This is a genomic window from Mesorhizobium sp. LSJC285A00 (assembly GCF_000503155.1).
Taxonomy (GTDB): Bacteria; Pseudomonadota; Alphaproteobacteria; order Rhizobiales; family Rhizobiaceae; genus Mesorhizobium.
Genome location: NZ_AYVK01000034.1, coordinates 1 through 17168, shown reverse-complemented (window position 1 = coordinate 17168; position 17168 = coordinate 1). Strand labels below are relative to the sequence as shown.

The 17168-nt window shown below is 64.3% G+C and carries 18 protein-coding genes and 2 pseudogenes; 8 read left to right on the top strand and 12 right to left on the bottom strand.

The genetic code is table 11. From position 1 onward, the window contains the following. Window positions 1-43: 43 nt before the first annotated feature. The 4 genes from hemW to rph all read right to left on the bottom strand — a co-directional run bounded on the left by hemW (window position 44) and on the right by rph (window position 3165). The gene (gene hemW / locus X726_RS145325; RefSeq protein WP_023672056.1) at window positions 44-1201 is read right to left on the bottom strand and encodes a radical SAM family heme chaperone HemW; all 1158 of its coding nucleotides are present in this window, start codon (window positions 1199-1201) and stop codon (window positions 44-46) included. Beyond that, window positions 1201-1848, bottom strand: coding sequence for an RdgB/HAM1 family non-canonical purine NTP pyrophosphatase (rdgB, locus tag X726_RS145330; protein ID WP_023672055.1), 648 nt, complete (start codon window positions 1846-1848; stop codon window positions 1201-1203). Before rdgB ends, hemW begins: the two co-directional genes overlap by 1 nt. Continuing rightward, entirely contained in the window at window positions 1848-2258 is a 411-nt protein-coding gene (locus tag X726_RS145335) for a VOC family protein (protein WP_023672054.1), read from the bottom strand. Before X726_RS145335 ends, rdgB begins: the two co-directional genes overlap by 1 nt. Before the next feature lie 190 nt (window positions 2259-2448). Further along, window positions 2449-3165: a ribonuclease PH gene (gene rph, locus X726_RS145340; protein ID WP_023672052.1), complete on the bottom strand. Its 717-nt coding sequence runs from the start codon at window positions 3163-3165 to the stop codon at window positions 2449-2451. A 155-nt stretch (window positions 3166-3320) separates the two neighbouring features. Here rph and hrcA point away from each other — a divergent pair, with 155 nt between their 5' ends. The 3 genes from hrcA to X726_RS145355 all read left to right on the top strand — a co-directional run bounded on the left by hrcA (window position 3321) and on the right by X726_RS145355 (window position 6102). After that, window positions 3321-4406, top strand: coding sequence for a heat-inducible transcriptional repressor HrcA (gene hrcA / locus X726_RS145345; RefSeq protein WP_023672051.1), 1086 nt, complete (start codon window positions 3321-3323; stop codon window positions 4404-4406). 36 nt (window positions 4407-4442) lie between these two features. Beyond that, window positions 4443-4643, top strand: coding sequence for a hypothetical protein (locus X726_RS145350; protein WP_023672050.1), 201 nt, complete (start codon window positions 4443-4445; stop codon window positions 4641-4643). 109 nt (window positions 4644-4752) lie between these two features. Continuing rightward, window positions 4753-6102 (top strand): sorbosone dehydrogenase family protein, encoded by a 1350-nt coding sequence (locus X726_RS145355; RefSeq protein WP_023672049.1) that lies wholly within the window; start codon window positions 4753-4755, stop codon window positions 6100-6102. A gap of 65 nt (window positions 6103-6167) precedes the next feature. Here X726_RS145355 and X726_RS145360 read toward each other — a convergent pair whose 3' ends face one another. Together X726_RS145360 and X726_RS145365 are read right to left on the bottom strand one after the other, a co-directional pair. After that, entirely contained in the window at window positions 6168-6425 is a 258-nt protein-coding gene (locus X726_RS145360; protein WP_023672048.1) for a hypothetical protein, read from the bottom strand. Next, window positions 6422-7021 carry a hypothetical protein gene (locus tag X726_RS145365; RefSeq protein WP_023672047.1) on the bottom strand — a complete coding sequence of 200 codons (600 nt, stop codon included), beginning with the start codon at window positions 7019-7021 and terminating at the stop codon, window positions 6422-6424. The genes X726_RS145360 and X726_RS145365 overlap by 4 nt, the downstream gene beginning before the upstream one ends. Window positions 7022-7199: 178 nt before the next feature. On the opposite strand from X726_RS145365, the gene X726_RS145370 reads away from it, so the two are divergent. The 3 genes from X726_RS145370 (at window position 7200) to X726_RS145380 (ending at window position 9798) form a co-directional block, all read left to right on the top strand. Next, window positions 7200-7817, top strand: coding sequence for a LysE family translocator (locus tag X726_RS145370; protein WP_023672046.1), 618 nt, complete (start codon window positions 7200-7202; stop codon window positions 7815-7817). Window positions 7818-7996: 179 nt separating this feature from the next. Continuing rightward, window positions 7997-8971 carry a cysteine synthase A gene (gene cysK, locus X726_RS145375; protein ID WP_023672045.1) on the top strand — a complete coding sequence of 325 codons (975 nt, stop codon included), beginning with the start codon at window positions 7997-7999 and terminating at the stop codon, window positions 8969-8971. A 200-nt stretch (window positions 8972-9171) separates the two neighbouring features. Continuing rightward, window positions 9172-9798, top strand: coding sequence for a glutathione S-transferase family protein (locus X726_RS145380; protein WP_023672044.1), 627 nt, complete (start codon window positions 9172-9174; stop codon window positions 9796-9798). Between the two features lie 9 nt (window positions 9799-9807). Here the strand turns inward: X726_RS145380 and X726_RS145385 are convergent, their stop codons facing one another. The 5 genes and pseudogenes from X726_RS145385 to X726_RS1000000169560 all read right to left on the bottom strand — a co-directional run bounded on the left by X726_RS145385 (window position 9808) and on the right by X726_RS1000000169560 (window position 13115). Continuing rightward, complete coding sequence (locus tag X726_RS145385) at window positions 9808-11016, bottom strand: DUF6596 domain-containing protein (RefSeq protein ID WP_023672043.1); 1209 nt, start codon at window positions 11014-11016, stop codon at window positions 9808-9810. Window positions 11017-11023: 7 nt separating this feature from the next. Further along, on the bottom strand, window positions 11024-11392 hold the full coding sequence (locus X726_RS145390) for a YciI family protein (RefSeq protein ID WP_023672042.1): 369 nt from the start codon (window positions 11390-11392) through the stop codon (window positions 11024-11026). 211 nt (window positions 11393-11603) lie between these two features. After that, window positions 11604-12296 (bottom strand): hypothetical protein, encoded by a 693-nt coding sequence (locus tag X726_RS1000000171245; protein ID WP_198037375.1) that lies wholly within the window; start codon window positions 12294-12296, stop codon window positions 11604-11606. Between the two features lie 71 nt (window positions 12297-12367). Next, a pseudogene (locus X726_RS01000000167335) lies at window positions 12368-12696 on the bottom strand (DUF393 domain-containing protein). A gap of 269 nt (window positions 12697-12965) precedes the next feature. Beyond that, entirely contained in the window at window positions 12966-13115 is a 150-nt protein-coding gene (locus X726_RS1000000169560; protein WP_196813601.1) for a hypothetical protein, read from the bottom strand. A gap of 345 nt (window positions 13116-13460) precedes the next feature. Between X726_RS1000000169560 and X726_RS145395 the strand changes: the two genes are divergently transcribed. Beyond that, the gene (locus X726_RS145395; protein WP_023672038.1) at window positions 13461-14327 is read left to right on the top strand and encodes a Ku protein; all 867 of its coding nucleotides are present in this window, start codon (window positions 13461-13463) and stop codon (window positions 14325-14327) included. An 11-nt stretch (window positions 14328-14338) separates the two neighbouring features. Then, window positions 14339-16849 carry a DNA ligase D gene (gene ligD / locus X726_RS145400; RefSeq protein WP_023672037.1) on the top strand — a complete coding sequence of 837 codons (2511 nt, stop codon included), beginning with the start codon at window positions 14339-14341 and terminating at the stop codon, window positions 16847-16849. A 111-nt stretch (window positions 16850-16960) separates the two neighbouring features. On the opposite strand, the pseudogene X726_RS0136010 reads toward ligD, so the two are convergent. Then, window positions 16961-17168, bottom strand: a pseudogene (locus tag X726_RS0136010) (transcriptional regulator); the annotation flags it as partial.

Sequence of the window (17168 nt, the reverse complement as noted above, 5' to 3'; positions counted from 1 at the left end):
AGCCGATAAATCGTCCAACAGCCCGGCCATTTGCCCTGTGGGCTCACCGCGCCAAATCCGCCACCACGGCATCGAGCACGATCATTCCGGCTGGCGTGGCGCGTAGCCTGGCATTGCCGATCGGCGCCACCAGCCCCTCATCCTGCAGCACGGTCAGCCGGGCGCTCGACAGGCCGCGCCCGGAAAACGCCTCGTAGCGGGAAAGGTCGATGCCTTCGGCCAACCTCAGCCCCATCAGCAGGAACTCGTCGGCTTCTTCGGAGCGCGTCAGGATCTCGCCGCCGGTGACGCCATGGCCCCTGGCCTCCACCAGATTGGCCCAGGTCTCCGGCATCCGCTCGGCGATCGTCACAACACGGTGGCCGTTCTCGATAAAGCGGCCATGCGCGCCCGGTCCGACGCCGACATATTCGCCATAGCGCCAATAGGTCAGATTGTGCCGGCTCTCGGCGCCCGGCCTGGCGTGGTTGGAAATCTCATAGGCCGGCAGGCCATGCGCCGCGGTGACCTCCTGAGTCAGCGCATAGAGATCGGCGGCCCGGTCATTATCGGGGATGATGAATTTCTTCGCCGCATGAAGGGCATGGAACGGCGTGCCTTCCTCGATGGTCAGCTGGTAGAGCGACAGATGGTCGGCGGCATGGCCGATCGCCTGTTCGAGCTCCGCCTGCCAGTCGTCCAGCGTCTGGCCGGGGCGGGCGTAGATCAGGTCGAAGGAAAGTCTTGGGAATATGTCCCGTGCCAGGCCAATTGCATGCAGCGCCTCGTCGACATTGTGCAGCCGGCCGAGGAAGCGCAGATCCTTGTCGTTCAGCGCCTGCACGCCGAGCGACACACGGTTGACGCCGGCGGCGCGGTAGCCGCGAAAGCGCTCGGCCTCGACCGAGGACGGATTGGCTTCCAGCGTCACCTCGATGCCGTCGGGCACCGTCCAGTTCTTCGCCACGGCGTCCAGCACCGCCGCCACCGTTTGCGGCTGCATCAGCGACGGCGTGCCGCCGCCGAGAAAGATGCTGGTCACTTCGCGCGGCCCGGTCCGCTCGCTCATGGTCTTCAGCTCGGTCTCGAAGGCGCGGGCAAAGCGCTCCTGGTCGACCGGCTGGTGACGGACATGGCTGTTGAAGTCGCAATATGGGCATTTGGCCGCGCAGAACGGCCAATGGATGTAGACGCCGAAACCCGGGCTGCGGTCCAGCGACATCAGGCTGAGCCTAACCTGGCGCGGGCGAATTTCTGGAAGGCGCGGGCGCGGTGCGACAGCGCCGTCGGCTGCCCGGGCTTCCAGCCATGTTTTTCCTCAGCGCTCACCTCGCCGAACGTCTTGTCGAAACCGTCCGGCAAAAACACCGGGTCGTAGCCGAAGCCCAGTTCGCCGCGCGGCGGCCAGACCAGCGTTCCCTCAGCCTCGCCGCGATAATATTCAGCCTCGCCATTGGGGAAGGCCAGGCAGATGACGGCGACGAACCGCCCCTTGCGCTGCGCTGGCTTGGCGGCGCCGACCTCCTGCAAGGCCACTTCGGTGCGCTGCATGGCCATGCTGAAGTCGCGGCTGCCATCGGGAGCTTCGGCCCAATTGGCGGTGTAGACGCCGGGGGCGCCGTCGAGCGCGTCGACGCACAGGCCCGAATCGTCCGACAGCGCCGGCAAGCCGGTCGCCTTAGCCGCGGCGAAGGCCTTGATGTAGGCGTTTTCCTCGAAGGTGGTGCCGGTCTCCTCCGGTTCCGGCAGGCCGTAGTCCTTGGCCGACTTCGCCTCGAAGCCGAACGGACCCATCAAATCGGCGAATTCGCGCAGCTTGCCCTCATTGTGACTGGCAACGACGATCTTCTTTCCATCGAGAGAATGCATCAAAGGCCCCAGATCCTTGGCTCGGCGAATTCGATCGAATTGCCCGAGGGGTCGCGTATGTAGATCGAACGCCCGCCCTGCGGCCATTCGAATTCGCTTTCGATGGCGATGTTTTTCGCCTCAAGTTGCGCCTTCCTCTGTGCGAGTTCATCCGCACTTGCGGCAAAGCAGAGATGGCCCTCGCCGACCGTGCCATGCGGCGGCACTTTCAGCCGCGCATCCGGTGCCGGCGGGATTTTGGTGGCTTCGGCGTTGAAGATGAGCAGTACGCCCGGGCCGCAGCGGAAGAAGAGATGGCGGCCGTCGACCTTGCCGAGGAGAGGGAGGCCGAGGACGTTGGAGTAGAAGGCTTCGGCAGCGGCGAGATCCGTGACGTAAAGCGCTGACTCAAGAATAGCGGAGGGTTGCATCAGGCGCCCCCCTCTGCCCTGCCGGGCATCTCCCCCGCAAGGGGGGAGATTGGCAGTTCCGCTGGCGGCGTCTCAACGTTGATGGTTGGCGAAAACGGTAGCGACCTCTGATCTCCCCCCTTGCGGGGGAGATGGCCGGCAGGCCAGAGGGGGGTGTGAAGGATCGCCGACGTCATCACGTTAAATTCAATCAGGCCACAGCCATCTGCTGCAAGCTCACCAGCCGCTGAATGCCCTTCTTTGCCAGGCCCATCAGCTCCGCGAACTGCCCTTCCGAGAACGGCTCGCCCTCGGCGGTGCCCTGGATCTCGACGATGCCGCCCTTGCCGGTCATGACGAAATTGGCGTCGGTGCCGGCAGATGAATCCTCGATGTAGTCGAGGTCGATGACCGGCTGGCCGTCATGGATGCCGCAGGAAATTGCCGCGACATGGTCTTTCAGCACCTTGGCAACGCTGGCCATCTGCCGCGCTTCCATCCAGCGCAGGCAATCGTAAAGCGCCACCCAGCCGCCGGTGATCGAGGCCGTGCGGGTGCCGCCATCGGCCTGGATGACGTCGCAGTCGACGGTGATCTGCTGTTCGCCCAGCGCCTGCAGGTCGACAACGGCGCGCAAGGAGCGGCCGATCAGCCGCTGGATTTCCAGCGTGCGGCCGCCTTGCTTGCCGGCCGAGGCTTCACGGCGCATGCGCTCGCCGGTCGAACGCGGCAGCATGCCGTATTCGGCCGTCACCCAGCCCTTGCCGGAATTGCGCATCCAGCCCGGCACCTTTTCCTCCAGGCTCGCCGTGCACAACACATGCGTGTCGCCGAATTTCACCAGGCACGAGCCTTCCGCGTGTTTGGAGACGCCGCGCTCGAAGGAGATGGCGCGCATTTCGTCGGCTTGGCGTTTGGAAGGGCGCATCGAGGCCTCTTTCTGTTCTTTTACGGTTGCGTCGGCGGCTTGTAGACGCATGCAGCCCATGGCGCAAAGGAAAAGGCCGGGCGATCTGGCACAGACGCCGGGTTGCGCGGGGGCGATGGAAGTCTATATCCTTGAGCCGGAGGTTTTTGGCTCGAATGACCAAGGCAGTCACCGAACCCAGTCTGCTGGCGCCCGCGCTGCAATCGCTCGACATGCGTTCGCGCGACATTTTCCGGCGCATCGTCGAATCCTATCTGAAGGACGGTGAGCCTGTGGGATCGCGCAGCCTGTCGCGCATCCTGCCGTCGTCGCTGTCGCCGGCGACCATCCGCAACGTGATGAGCGACCTCGAGCATCTCGGCCTGATCTATGCCCCGCACATCTCGGCCGGGCGCCTGCCGACCCAGACCGGCCTGCGCTTCTTCGTCGATGCCTTCATGGAGTTTGGCGATCTCTCCGACGAGGAACGCCGGGTCATCGAGGCGCAGGTGCGCGCCTCCGGCTCGGGCGCGACGCTGGAACACATGCTGACCGAGGCCAGCCAGATGCTGTCGGGCATGTCGCGCGGCGCCGGCCTGGTGCTCGCCACCAAGAACGAGGTGGCGCTGAAGCACATCGAGTTCATCCAGCTCGAGCCGACCAAGGCGCTGGCGGTGATGGTGTCGCAGAATGGCGATGTCGAGAACCGCGTCGTCGACCTGCCGGCCGGCATCACCGTCTCGCAGCTGCACGAGGCCTCCAACTTCCTCAACGCCCATATCAGGGGCCGCACGCTCGCCGAGGCGCGCATCGAGATCGCCCGCATCAAGGACGAGACCAGGGCAGCGCTGGACACGCTGTCGCAGGATCTGGTCGAGAAAGGCCTGGCGGTGTGGGCCGGCGCCGATAGCGGCCTGCCGGCGCGCCTTATCGTGCGAGGCCGCGCCAATTTGCTCGAAAACGTCACCGCCCAGGCCGATATCGAATTGCTGCGCCACCTGTTCGAGGATCTGGAGACGCAGGACGGGCTGATCCAGCTGCTCGACCTCGCCGAGGACGGCCCCGGCGTGCGGATCTTCATCGGCTCGGAAAACAAGCTGTTCTCGCTCTCCGGCTCGTCGCTGGTCGTGGCGCCTTACCGCGACAAGGACGCCCGCGTCGTCGGCGCGCTCGGCGTCATCGGCCCGACCAGGCTGAATTATGCCCGCATCGTGCCGATGGTCGACTACACGGCCCAATTGATTACCCGGATGTTAAGATAATTCCGAAGCCGGGATCACCGTAAAGGAGGGCGCAGAATGGCGCTTGAATCGTTCAAGGCCCAGATCAGCATGCTGCTCGAAGAAATGGTCAACCAGCCGGAGGACGAGCACGAAATCCAGGAGCAGCTGCGCGAAAAACTGCGCGAAATGCGCGCCATGGGCTTGCCGCTGCCGGAAGATCTCGTCGCATTGGAAAAGCGTCTCGACGACGATCTGGACGTCGAAGAGGAAAGTTGAGCGGTTCTCTCGTCGAATCTGCGCGCGCGCACGCTTCTCTTTTGCGGCGGCTGCACAATATCTCCCTTGTGCATGACGCGCCGACCGGCGCGAGTTCGAGGAGAACAGCATGATCCGGATTGCCGGCTTGGCAGGCCTTGCCCTGCTTCTGGCCACCAGCACCTTCGCCCAGGAGGCCGATCAACCGCTGCTGACCGGCAAGGACGCTTTCGGCGACTGGAAGGCCGACAAGCCAGGTGTGCGCCGGCTGATCAAGCCGGATGATCTGCAAAAGCCCAACATGACCGAATCCGCCTCCAACAGCGCCGGCCTTGGCGATCGGCCCGAGGGCGCGAAGCCCGTCCTGCTGCCTGGGTTTTCGGCCGAACTGGTTGCTTCCGGCATTTCCAATCCGCGGGTCGTGCGCGTGGCGCCGAACGGCGACCTGTTCGTCGCCGACAGCGACGCCAACCAGATCCGCGTCTATCGGCTGGCCAAGGGTAGCGCGAAGCCGGCCGAAGAGGGCATTTTTGCCGACAATCTCAACCAGCCCTATGGCATCGCCTTCTACCCGCCTGGCGACAAGCCGCAATGGGTCTACGTCGCCAACAACGACAGCGTGGTCCGCTACGCCTATCGCGACGGCGACCTTAAAGCCTCTGGCGAACCGGAGACGATTGTCTCCGACATCCCTACCGGCGGCCACTGGACCCGCGATATCTCCTTCTCGCCGGACGGGAAGACGCTGTATCTCTCGGTCGGCTCCGGTTCTAACGTCGCGGAGGGCATGGGGAAGGCACCGAATAGCGGCCTTGACGCCTGGGCAAAATCACAGCCACTCGGCGCCACCTGGGGTTCCGAGGATGGCCGTGCCGACGTGCTGGCCTTCGGCCCCGACGGCAAGAATGGCCGCATCCTCGCTACCGGCCTGCGCAATTGTTCGGGCATGACCGTGCAACCGGCCACCGGCGCGCTGTGGTGTGTCGTCAACGAGCGCGACGGTCTCGGCGACGATGTGCCGTTCGAATATGCCACCTCAGTCAAGGACGGCGCCTTCTATGGCTGGCCCTGGTATTATATCGGCGCCAACGAGGACCCGCGTCACGAGGGCGCGCGCCCAGACCTCGCCGGCTCGGTCGCCGTGCCCGACGTGCTGATGCAGGCGCATTCGGCGCCGCTCAACATCGCCTTCTATGACGGCGACAATTTTCCGGCCGAGTACAAGGGCGATGCTTTCGTCGCCCTGCACGGCTCCTGGAACCGTGGTATGAGGACCGGCTACAAGGTGGTGCGGCTGAGATTCAGCGACGGCAAGCCGACCGGCGAGTACCAGGATTTCATCACCGGCTTCGTCCTCTCCGACGACGCCGTCTGGGGCCGGCCGGTCGGCGTCGCGGTGGCCAAGGACGGCGCGCTTATCGTAACCGAGGATGGCAACGGCACCATCTGGCGCATCACCCATGTCGATGGCCCATCCTGAGCCGGCGAACAGCGCAATCCGGCCCTAATGCACGTCCCGATGGATCACCTTGGGATAGGTATGGATCACCTCGGCCGATGAGCGCGGTCATCGAAACCGGTATCCCTGAGATTGAAGAGGCCGACCGAGGCGAAGGACTTCTTCGCCCCTTGCGCGAAGCGGCCGCCGCTGAAATCGTGTTCGTAAAGCGTCACCGTGACGTGGCCGGCATTGAGCTTCGGCACGTAAACACTGCTGATGGTGTCGTTGGCGACGCCAAGCTGGTTGACGTTGAAGCGATAGAGGTCCTGCACCATGCGCCGGGCCGCATTGCCATTGATCATCCAGTATTCGCGGCGCGATGCGCGATGAGTTTGAGCGGCGCCTTGCGGCCAAGCCCGAGCCAGTGCTCGAACACCATCACATTGGCGCCCCACGGATAGGGATAGTTGGACTTGTCGATGATGCGTGGCGGGCCATCCTCGGCAACCTCGGCGGTATCGACATAGTCCAGCCATTGCAGCTGGAACGACGCTTCCACGTTGAGGTCGGTACTGCGCGGATCGGCAGCGATGATGCGCCAGTCGGAGACCGGCGGATATTTGGTGTGGAGGTCGATGTAGAATTCGCCTTTGGCGGTGTCGTCGGGGTCCATCTTTTGCGGTCCGTCACGCTCCATCGCCACCAGCCGCACCTTGAAGCGGTTGTTGACGACCAGCGGATAGATCATCGGACGAACGGGGTAGGCGCCAGGGTTCCGGCTGTCGGTAAAATATCCAGTCTGCGGAACGACATCGCTATCGCCCTTGTCGAACAGGCTGAAAGCCTGACGCCCCTCGAACCACAGATACCATTCCAGCTCGTGGACGTGACCGCGTGCTTCGGAATAGTTGTTGGGCATCCACTTCATGAGCTGGATGTGAAGTCTTTTGGCTAACATGGGTGCTCCTGCCGTTCGGAGCCATGCGAGATAGCCGACCGCCTTCGGGGCGTAAGTGAACCATCTCTCGCTTTCAGGCGAGGATGACCGGCTTTCATGCCCTGCTTGGCGCAATCGAATCCGTTTTGCCGTTGCAGGCTTTCATGGCATCAGAGTCGTTTCACGAGGTGCGACCGTCATGACCCTCACCGGCTTCCTTGCCTATAGTGCTGCGCTGGGCATCGCCGCCGCCATTCCCGGGCCCGGCGTCACCGCGCTTGTGGCGCGGGCGCTCGGATCCGGCTTCCGCTCATCGCTGGCGATGTCGTTCGGCCTGATGCTCGGCGACCTCATTTATCTCACCGCGGTGGTGCTCGGCCTTGCCTTTGTCGCGCAAAGCTTCGGCATGGTGTTTCTCGCCATCAAATGGCTGGGCGTCTCCTATCTCGCCTTCCTCGGCTGGCGTTTCTGGACGGCCGGGATCACGCCCGAGACTGTCGAGGCCAGGAAAGGCAAGGGCGGCCTGGTATCGAGCTTCCTTGCCGGCCTCACCGTCACGCTGGGCAACCCGAAAACGATGATCTTCTACCTCGCCATCACGCCGACCATCGTCGACCTGAAGACCATCACGCTCGCCGACTACGGCATCCTGGTCGCGCTCACCGTTATCGTGCTCTTCGTGGTGCTGGTGCCCTATCTGGCGCTGGCCGCCAAGGCGCGCTGGTTCCTGAAATCGCCACGCGCGCTAAAGGCGCTGAACCGCACCGCCGCCGGCTTCATGGTGGGCGCGGCCGCTGCCATTGCCGCACGTCAGTAGATCGGTTCAGGCCCATCCATTCCGCCGATCGGTCCATCCGGAAAATGCGGCTTGAGGGGACAAGCGTTTTCAGCAAGCGGCCCACTCGATATTTTCGGCCGGCAGCCTATCTTGCGCGGGCGAAAGCCCTATTCTGTCCGCCGACGCCAATTGCCTGATCTGATTTGGGAGCGAAACCAATGAACAAGCCTTCCGCGCGCGTGCCCGGCCGCGGCCGTGTCTACAACTCGATCACCGAGACGATCGGCGACACGCCGCTGGTGCGGCTCGACAAGTTCGCCAAGGAGAAGGGCGTCGTTGCCAACCTTCTTGCCAAGCTCGAATTCTTCAATCCGATCGCCTCGGTCAAGGACCGCATCGGCGTTTCCATGATCGAGGCGCTGGAAGCGTCGGGCCGGATCAAACCCGGCAAGACGACGCTGATCGAGCCGACCTCGGGGAATACCGGCATCGCGCTCGCCTTCGCCGCCGCCGCCAAGGGCTACAAGCTGATCCTGACCATGCCCGAAACCATGTCGGTGGAGCGCCGCAAGATGCTGGCGCTGCTCGGCGCCGAACTGGTGCTGACGGAAGGGCCGAAAGGCATGAAGGGCGCCATCGCCAAGGCGGACGAGCTGGCCGCCACCTTGCCCGACGCCGTCATCCCGCAGCAGTTCGAAAACCCGGCCAACCCGGAGATCCACCGCCGCACCACCGCTGAGGAGATCTGGAACGACACCGATGGCGGGGTCGACATCTTCGTCGCCGGCATCGGTACCGGCGGCACGATCACCGGCGTCGGCCAGGTGCTGAAGCAACGCAAGCCCTCGGTGCATGTCGTCGCCGTCGAGCCGGAGGCCTCGCCGGTGCTGTCGGGCGGCCAGCCCGGCCCGCACAAGATCCAGGGCATCGGCGCCGGCTTTGCGCCCAAGATCCTCGACACCTCGATCTATGACGAGATCGTCAAGGTCTCCAACGAGGATTCGGTCGCCAACGCCCGCCTCGTCGCCCGCCTTGAAGGCGTGCCGGTCGGCATCTCGTCGGGCGCTGCCCTGCAGGCCGCCATCGCCGTCGGGTCGCGGCCGGAGAACAAGGGCAAGAACCTAGTGGTGATCATCCCGTCCTTCGCCGAGCGCTATCTGTCGACGATCCTGTTCGACGGGCTGGGGGCTTAACGTCTTAACTGGATAGGCGGCGATCCTTCGCACCCCCCTCTGCCCTGCCGGGCATCGGGGGGTGCTGTCCCTCCGACATCGGAAGTCTCATGGCTGGACCGCAGAAAACCCGGCCGTGGCGTCCGCCACCGGCTTGAGCGGGAGGCGGCTTCAGGGTCAAATCGCCCCGGCCTGCTTCGCGCGGGCAGGGGGAGAATCACATGTACAAGCTTTACACGCGCCCAGGCAGCGGCGGTTTTGTCGTCGAGGCCGCATTGGCGCTGGCAAACGCGCAATTCGACCAGATCGATGTGCCCAAGAAGGATCCGCCGGACCCGGCTTTCCTCGACATCAGCCCGTTGAACCAGGTTCCGGTGCTGACCTTGCCCAACGGTCAATCGATAACCGAATCGGCGGCGATCTGCATCCTGCTTGCCGAGCGCCATCCGGAGGCGGGTCTGGCGCCGGCCGCCGGATCGCCGGATCGCGCCGGTTTCCTGCGCTGGATGGCGTTCATGTCATCGGTGCTCTACCCCGCCATCCTGCGCCTCTACTATGCCCATCGCTACACCGCCGATGCCGACGGCAAGAAAGCCGTCAAGCAGGCAGCCATTGCCGAGATGGACCGCGGCTTCGCCATTGTCGATGCAGCCCTCGAGGGGCGCGGCTGGCTGGTCGGCGACGCGATGTCGCTGGCCGACATCTACCTCGTCATGCTGGTGGCCTGGCACCCCGATATGGACAACGCGCGAGCCGACTGGCCGAACATCGAACGCTTATGGTCGGCGCTGCGCGCGCATCCGCTGATGAAACGGCTCAACACCACGCATGAGATGTGGCCGGCCTGAACGGACGCTTCAATTTCGCAGGATCGCCCGTTTCGCCTGCAGGAAGCGGCGCACGGCGGGGTCGCGTTCAAGGCCGATCGCCCGGTCATAGGCTTCGACCGCTTGCGCCGCATTGCCGAGCCTGGCCAGCAGGCCGGCGCGAGCGGCCCAATAGGGCTGATAGTCGTTGAGCCGCTTGTCGTCGCCCAGCACGTAGAGCGCCGCCAGTCCTGCCGCCGCCCCTTCGGCCTCGGCAATCGCCACGGCGCGGTTGATCGAAATCACCGGCGAGCCTGATATCGCCGACAGCGCATCGTAGAAGTTACGGATCGCCGCCCAATCGGTTTGGCCGGTCCGTCGCCGCGTCGCATGCACCGATTGTACCGCCGCTTCGAGCTGGTAGCGGCCGATGACGCCAATGGTGGCGGCGTGGCCCAGCAGCGACTCGGCTTCGTCGATCAGCGCGTGATCCCAAAGACGGCAATCCTGTTCGGCGAGCGGCACATAATCTCCAGCCGCATCGCGCCGCGCCGGGCGGCGCGCCTCGGCAAACAGCATCAGCGCCAGCAGGCCGAGCGCTTCCGGTTCGTCCGGCATCAGCGATGCCACCAGCCGCCCGAGCCAGATGCCTTCGGTCGCCAGATTGCGCGCTCTCGTCTCGGTCCCTGCCGGGTCGGTCCAGCCTTCGGCGAAAGCCGCGTAGATCGCTTCCAGCACCGTTCCCAGCCGCTCGCCGAGTTCGGCGCGATCCGGCACGCGGAACGGAATGCCGATCTCGCGGATGCGGCTCTTGGCGCGCACCAGACGCTGGCCCATCGTCGCCGGCGAAACCAGGAAGGCCGAGGCGATCGTCGCCGCGTCGAAACCCAGAACCGTCTGCAGGATCAGCGGCGCCCGCACGCTGGCTTCGATCGCCGGATGCGCACAGGCAAACATCAGCCTGAGACGTTCGTCGGGAAGGTCTTCGTCTTCCATGCTCGCCTCCATCTCCTCGGCCATCAGCTTGAGATGAGATCGGAAGAGCACACGTCNCGCCACGGCCAGCAGCCATGCTTCCGGCTTCTCGGGCACGCCGGTCTGTGGCCAGCGCTCAAGGGCCGCGGCAAAGGCCTCGGCCAGCGCGTCCTCGGTGCCGGCTACGTCGCGGGTGCGCGCAGCAAGGTAGGCGACCAGCTTGCCGTAACTCTGCCGGGCGGCCGCTTCGGCCGCCGCCCGCGCGACGTTCGGGCGATTGTCCATCACGGTGTCATTTCTTGGGCATGTAGTCGGCCATTTCCCAGATCGGCCGCAACTCGACCGTGCCGGCGCTCGCCGCCGGACAGCGCGCCGCCCAGTCGATGGCGGTATCGATATCGGCCGCCTCGATCATGTAGAAGCCGGCAAGCTGCTCCTTGGTGTCGGCATAGGGGCCGTCGATCACGTTGGTCTTGCCGTCTGTGATCCGCACCGAGGTGGTCGCCTGGGTCGGGCGCAACCGTTCGCCGGCGAGCCATGCGCCGGATTTCTTCAACGCTTCGGTATAGGCGGCATATGCTGCGCTCATCTGCCGAGCCTTCTCGATTGGCGTGTTCGCCTGCGCGGCTTCGTCGCTGTTGATCAAAAGCATGTATCGCATGGGTCTTCTCCCGTGGTTTCGAAGGCCGCATCCTATTGGGGCCAGACGTATGTCGCGCGGCGGCGGCCGATTTCGACAGGCTTCAGAAAAAACTTTCGCCTCCGCCAGGAGATTTCGCAAGGACCAGATGTTCCTCCGTCTGCTGGCGGATGACCGGCAGCGGACTGGCCGTGGCTCCGCACAGCACTATCCTCTGTCGTTGGCGGGCACGTCACACGAGGCATGGGAGAAGAGAATGGAACTCATGACCCACAAGAAATTCAAGAACGGCCGGTTGATGCCATGCGGCAAAGGCACGGTCGTCAGCGGTGCGAAAGGCACCGTCTATCTCTGCGGCAACACCGCGACATCGGCTGCCTACGATCCGGCCGGCAAGAAGGGTGGCGGCTTCGCCGGCGATGCCGCGGCGCAGTGGCGGGAAGTTCTCGGCAACATCAAATCGGATCTGGAAGAACTTGGCAGCGGGCTCGATCATCTCATCAGGCTGACCTTTTTCGTCAAAGGGCCCATTTCCCGACGGCGGCGTCCTCAGCTCGCCTAATTTTCGTCTCGACGTGCTGGACGCGTTTTTCGCCGAGCATTGTCCGAAGCATTGTAGCGACAACAATCCGCCGCCTTCGGAGGCAATCGGCGTCGCAGCGCTTGCCCAGGCAGACATCGTCATCGAGATCGTCGCCGTCGCGGCGCTGCCGGACTGAGGCGCGAACGAACAGGCCGGCCTTGCGCGACGTCGCCATTGCGATCGAAGCGCGTCGGCCGCCGCGCCGGTGCGGGTTTTGCACCAGGCCTCGGCCATGCCCAGTGAGCGCCCGGCGACGAGCAGGATCAGGCGTGGCTCGCTCTCCAGCAATTGCACGATGCGGCCGCCGAAAATGCCATAGCCGCCAACGACCAGAAGCCTCATCGCGCCGCTCTTTTTGCGTATGTCGTTTTCCCAGAACGGAGGTCATTTTTGGGTGACATGCGATTAGCCGATCACGCGCGCACGTATCGCGGCGGACAGGATCTCGCAACTGTCCTTGCGGCCGAACATGCGTAGCGGTTTTTGGCGATGCGTTCGTAGAGCCAGTCACGCAAGGGGCGCGGGATGAGCAGCAGGGCCTTCGCCGCCGGCCACGGCCAGCCGAGTTCGGCGGCCATCACCGCGATGAAACTGTCCAGCCGCATGAAGGGAGCGCCGCCGACAAGGACCAGATTGGTCTCGTAGCTGTCGGTGCGCAGCCCGTATCTCTGGAACAGCCCTCGCCGAAGGGCGACTGCGCCGTGGCGAAGCGGAAGCGGTTTTTGCGGTCGAGCCCGACCACCGTGCGTACGAAGCCCGAGCACAGCACGCAGACGCCGTCGAAAACGATCAATGGCTGGTTGGCATCGAAGGGTTCAGGAGAAGAAGTCACGGGACATCCGGCAACTTGTGTCTTCAGACACTAAGCCCGCCGGCAGCGGGATCAAAGCCGCGGCGTTGTCGCACGGCTTCTCGCGGCCAGCGCGGGGCGCTCGGCGCGATAGGTGGTTGCGCGGGGATCGGCCTCCGGTCTGCAGATCCGGCTGTCGTGACGCGTTTCGAACGTCATGATCAGTGCGCGCCGAGCGAGCTGCCGCGACGGGCGCAGGCCGGACCCGGGCCGCGCATGTAGTAGCGCTCCGGCCGATAGGTCGGCGCGATGAACTCGCGGATGGCGGCGGCATAGCCGGCGATGTGGCCCCAGAATTTCATTTTACTCAAGTCCCTGTCCCGATTTTCGGATGTCCCGTCCGATTGCGGGGATCATAGTGTCGAGGCGTGAATAGTCGGTGAACACGATGTTAATCTTTGGTCGAAAACCCCATGCTTCGTGGCCGGAATGCGGCTGTTTGGGGGTCTTTCGGTGTAGTTCGTCGCCATTTCCGGCATTGTGACTTTTGCATCACATATGTTTCGTCTGGATGTCGCTTGGGCGCGGTTCTGTTTCAGATTTGGCGAGCCTCTCGAAATTTCCATGCTCGCTGCCGAAATGCCCCTGGTTGCGCGCCCGGAACCGGAACGGGCCTTGCCCGTTCTCGCTTGAACCGCATCGCGCAGGAGTTCGCCATGGCACCTCGCCCCGCCTGGAAGGGCTATCTGAAACTGTCGCTGGTCACCTGCGCTGTCGAACTGACCAACGTCGTCACCCACGCCGAAAAAGTTTCGTTCCGGGTGCTCAACCGCAAGACCGGCAACACGGTCAAGCGCATCTATGTCGATTCTGAAACCGGCAAGCCGCTGGGCGATGGCGACGAGATCAGGGGCTATGAGGTGAGCCCCGGTGAGTTCGTCTATGTCGAGGACGAAGAGATCGAAGCGGTGCAGATCGAGTCCTCGCACACGATGGCGCTGGACGGCTTCGTCGACAAAGCCTCGATAGAGCAGATCTATCTCGACACGCCCTATTATGTCACGCCCGCCGACAAGGTGTCGGAGGAGGCCTTTGCCGTCATTCGCGATGCCATGGCGGACAAGAAGATGGCCGGGCTGGCGCGCGTCGTGCTCTATAGCCGCGAGCGGCCCGTGGTCATCGAGCCGCGCGGCAAAGGCATGGTGCTGACCACCTTGCGCTACGGCAACACGGTGCGGGAGCCGGAGAGCATCTTCGGCGACATCAAGGCGGTGAAGACCGACCAGGAGATGACCGATATGGCCGAACGCATCATCGACAAGAAGAAGGGGAAGTTCGATCCGTCGACATTCGAGGACAAGTATGAGGACGCGCTGCTCGAACTGATCCGCGCCAAGAAGGCCGGAAAGAAGGCTCCGAAAGCGCAGGCCGCGCCCAAGCCGTCCAATGTCGTCAATCTGTTCGACGCGCTGAAGAAGAGCCTGTCCGATGGCGGCCAGGCGGAAGGCCCGGCGAAGAAGGCCAAGCCGGCGGCAAAAAGCGGCAAGGCGAAAGCTTCTGCGCCCAAGCGCAAGTCGGCTTGAGGGTCGGCGCCGTGGCCAGCCTCGAACAATATCAGTCCAAACGCGATTTCAAGAAGACGGCCGAGCCGGCGGGCAAGGTCGCGCGCGGCAAGCAGCCCGGCGGCATCTTCGTCGTCCAGAAGCACGACGCGACCAGGCTGCACTATGATTTCCGCCTCGAGCATGAGGGCGTGTTGTGGAGCTGGGCGGTGACGCGGGGCCCGAGCCTCGACCCGCACGAGAAGCGGCTGGCCGTGCATGTCGAGGACCACCCGATCGACTATGCCGGCTTCGAGGGCACCATTCCCAAGGGCGAGTATGGCGGCGGCACCGTCATCGTCTGGGACGAAGGCACATGGACGCCGGAGATCGACCCGGCCAAGGCGATGAAGAAGGGCCATATCGACTTCGAACTCAACGGCCAGAAGCTGAATGGGCGGTGGCATCTGGTCAGGTTAAGACCCCGCCCGGGCGAAAAGCGCGACAACTGGCTGCTGATCAAATCCGACGATGCCGCCGCCCGCCCCGGCGAGGATATCCTGAAGGACGCACCGAAATCGGTGAAGTCCGGCCTGACCATCGAAGAGGTCGCGGAAGGCAAGACCGCCGACGGCAAGAAGCCGAAGGTCTGGCACTCCAACAAGCCCGCGGCATCCAGCAAGGCGAAAGCCGGCAAGCGCCTCGACTTCGTCGAGCCGCAGCTGGCGACGCTGGAGCGCGAGGCGCCACCCGGCGAGGACTGGCTGCATGAGGTCAAATTCGATGGTTACCGCATGCAGGCGCAGATCGCCGGCACGGAGGTACGGCTGCTGACCCGCACCGGCCTCGACTGGACGGAGAAATTCGGCCCCGAGATCGTCGCGGAACTGGCCCAGCTGAAATGCAGCGACGCCATCATCGACGGCGAGATCGTCGTGCTCGCCGACAGCGGCGTTTCGTCTTTCTCGCTGCTGCAGCAGGATCTCTCCGCCAATCGAACCGACCGCTTCACCTACTATGTGTTCGACCTGATGCGGCTTGACGGCAAGGATTTGCGCCGCGAGCCGCTGGTCGAGCGCAAGCAGGCGCTGCAGGAGCTGCTCGGCGAGACGGCCGAAAATGCCGCTGTTCGCTTCAGCGACCATTTCGCCGAGCCCGGCAAGATCATGCTGCAGCACGCCTGCCGCATGGGCCTCGAAGGCATCGTCTCCAAGCGCGCCGATGCGCCCTACCGCAGCGGCCGTGGCCCAGGCTGGGTGAAATCGAAATGCACGGCCCGCCAGGAATTCGTCATCGGCGGGTATCTGCCCTCGGACAAGACCGGCCGCGGCCTGCGTTCGCTGCTGGTCGGCTACCACGAGGGCGGCAAGCTCCACTACGCCGGCCGCGTCGGCACGGGCTTCACAGCCAGGAGCGCCACCGATTTGAAGAAAAAACTCGATGCGCTGAAGGCAGACGCCTCGCCCTTTGCCGCCGCGGTGCCAAAGGGCAAGGGTTTGGTCTGGGTCAGGCCCGAACTTGTCGGCGAAGTGGAGTTCCGCAGCTGGACCTCGGACCGTATAATACGCCACGCGTCGTTCCAGGGACTGCGCGAGGACAAGCCGGCGGAGGAAGTCGTGCAGGAAAAGCCATCGAAGGCGGCGAACAAGGCAAAGCCGGCGGCAAGCAGCGCCGGCAAGGCCGCCGGGGCTAAGGCGCCCGCGACGATCACGACCAGCGTAAAACTATCCCATCCCGACAAGCTGCTGTGGCCCGAGGAAAAAATATCCAAGCAGGACTTGCTCGAACACTACGCGCTGGTCTGGCCGCGCATGGAGCAGTTCATCGTCAACCGGCCGCTCAGCCTGGTCAGGGCGCCGGATGGCATCGGCGGCCCGCGCTTCTTCCAGAAACATGCTTCGGCCGGCATGAGCGACAAGATCGCCCGGATGAAGGATCCGACCGATGGCGAGGAAATCCTGTTCATCCGCGATTTCGACGGCCTTGCCGCTCTGGTCCAGTACGGCGTGGTCGAGGTCCACATCTGGGGCTGCAAGATCGAGGAGCTGGAAAGGCCGGATCAGATCATCTTCGATCTCGATCCCGATGAAGGCGTCGACGTAAAGGCACTGCGCGAGGCCGCACTCGACATCAGAGGCAAGCTTGACGATCTGTCGCTGCCGAACTTCGTCAAGCCGTCAGGCGGCAAAGGCTATCACGTGCTGGTGCCGCTGAAACCCTCGGCGGATTGGGAGGAAGTCAAAACCTTCTCGCATGATTTCGCCAAGGCGCTGGAGCAGGCCGCGCCCGACCGCTACACGGCGACGCTGTCGAAAAAGGCGCGCACCGGAAAAATCTTCGTCGACTATCTCCGCAACGGCAGGGGCTCGACCACCGTCGCGCCCTACTCCTCGCGCGCGAAGAAGGGCGCGACGGTGTCGGTGCCGGTGACGTGGGCGGAGGTTGAGAAGGGGCTAGCGCCGAATTCCTTCCCGATCGGCGACAAGACGACGCTGAAGGAACTAGCGCAGGCCGATCCGTGGGCGGATTTCTTCAAGGAGGGGAAGGTGTTGAAGCGGGGGTGAGCGTCGCGCGCCTCACCTGCTACGCAAGCGTTCCGTCACACCCCCCTCTGGCCGGCAGGCCAGAGGGGGGTGCTGTCCCGCCAGCGTCGCCCAATTAGCGCTGCCGAACCTCTACGCCAAAAACACCCGCTCGAACGCCTGCTTCCCCGGCGGTGAAAACACCACCGCGCGGCTGTCCTTCTCCCGCCTTGCCCATTTCTCCGACAGGATCTTGTCCAGAATAGCCGCGCCGAGCGTTCCCGCGAGGTGCGAGCGGCGCACGCTCCAGTCGAGGCAGGCGCGGCAGACCGGCCGGCGCGGCCTGGCGCCGACATCGATG

Excerpts from the sequence above, each read along its gene's own strand:
- X726_RS145335 (WP_023672054.1), bottom strand. The coding sequence starts at position 2,258 with ATGCAACCCTCCGCTATTCTTGAGTCAGCGCTTTACGTCACGGATCTC.
- rdgB (WP_023672055.1), bottom strand. The coding sequence starts at position 1,848 with ATGCATTCTCTCGATGGAAAGAAGATCGTCGTTGCCAGTCACAATGAG.
- X726_RS145390 (WP_023672042.1), bottom strand. The coding sequence starts at position 11,392 with ATGCGATACATGCTTTTGATCAACAGCGACGAAGCCGCGCAGGCGAAC.
- rph (WP_023672052.1), bottom strand. The coding sequence starts at position 3,165 with ATGCGCCCTTCCAAACGCCAAGCCGACGAAATGCGCGCCATCTCCTTC.
- cysK (WP_023672045.1), top strand. The coding sequence starts at position 7,997 with ATGAACAAGCCTTCCGCGCGCGTGCCCGGCCGCGGCCGTGTCTACAAC.
- X726_RS145360 (WP_023672048.1), bottom strand. The coding sequence starts at position 6,425 with ATGATCAATGGCAATGCGGCCCGGCGCATGGTGCAGGACCTCTATCGC.
- X726_RS145370 (WP_023672046.1), top strand. The coding sequence starts at position 7,200 with ATGACCCTCACCGGCTTCCTTGCCTATAGTGCTGCGCTGGGCATCGCC.
- X726_RS145380 (WP_023672044.1), top strand. The coding sequence starts at position 9,172 with ATGTACAAGCTTTACACGCGCCCAGGCAGCGGCGGTTTTGTCGTCGAG.
- X726_RS145350 (WP_023672050.1), top strand. The coding sequence starts at position 4,443 with ATGGCGCTTGAATCGTTCAAGGCCCAGATCAGCATGCTGCTCGAAGAA.
- X726_RS145365 (WP_023672047.1), bottom strand. The coding sequence starts at position 7,021 with ATGTTAGCCAAAAGACTTCACATCCAGCTCATGAAGTGGATGCCCAAC.
- hemW (WP_023672056.1), bottom strand. The coding sequence starts at position 1,201 with ATGTCGCTGGACCGCAGCCCGGGTTTCGGCGTCTACATCCATTGGCCG.
- X726_RS145395 (WP_023672038.1), top strand. The coding sequence starts at position 13,461 with ATGGCACCTCGCCCCGCCTGGAAGGGCTATCTGAAACTGTCGCTGGTC.
- hrcA (WP_023672051.1), top strand. The coding sequence starts at position 3,321 with ATGACCAAGGCAGTCACCGAACCCAGTCTGCTGGCGCCCGCGCTGCAA.
- X726_RS145355 (WP_023672049.1), top strand. The coding sequence starts at position 4,753 with ATGATCCGGATTGCCGGCTTGGCAGGCCTTGCCCTGCTTCTGGCCACC.
- X726_RS1000000171245 (WP_198037375.1), bottom strand. The coding sequence starts at position 12,296 with ATGAGGCTTCTGGTCGTTGGCGGCTATGGCATTTTCGGCGGCCGCATC.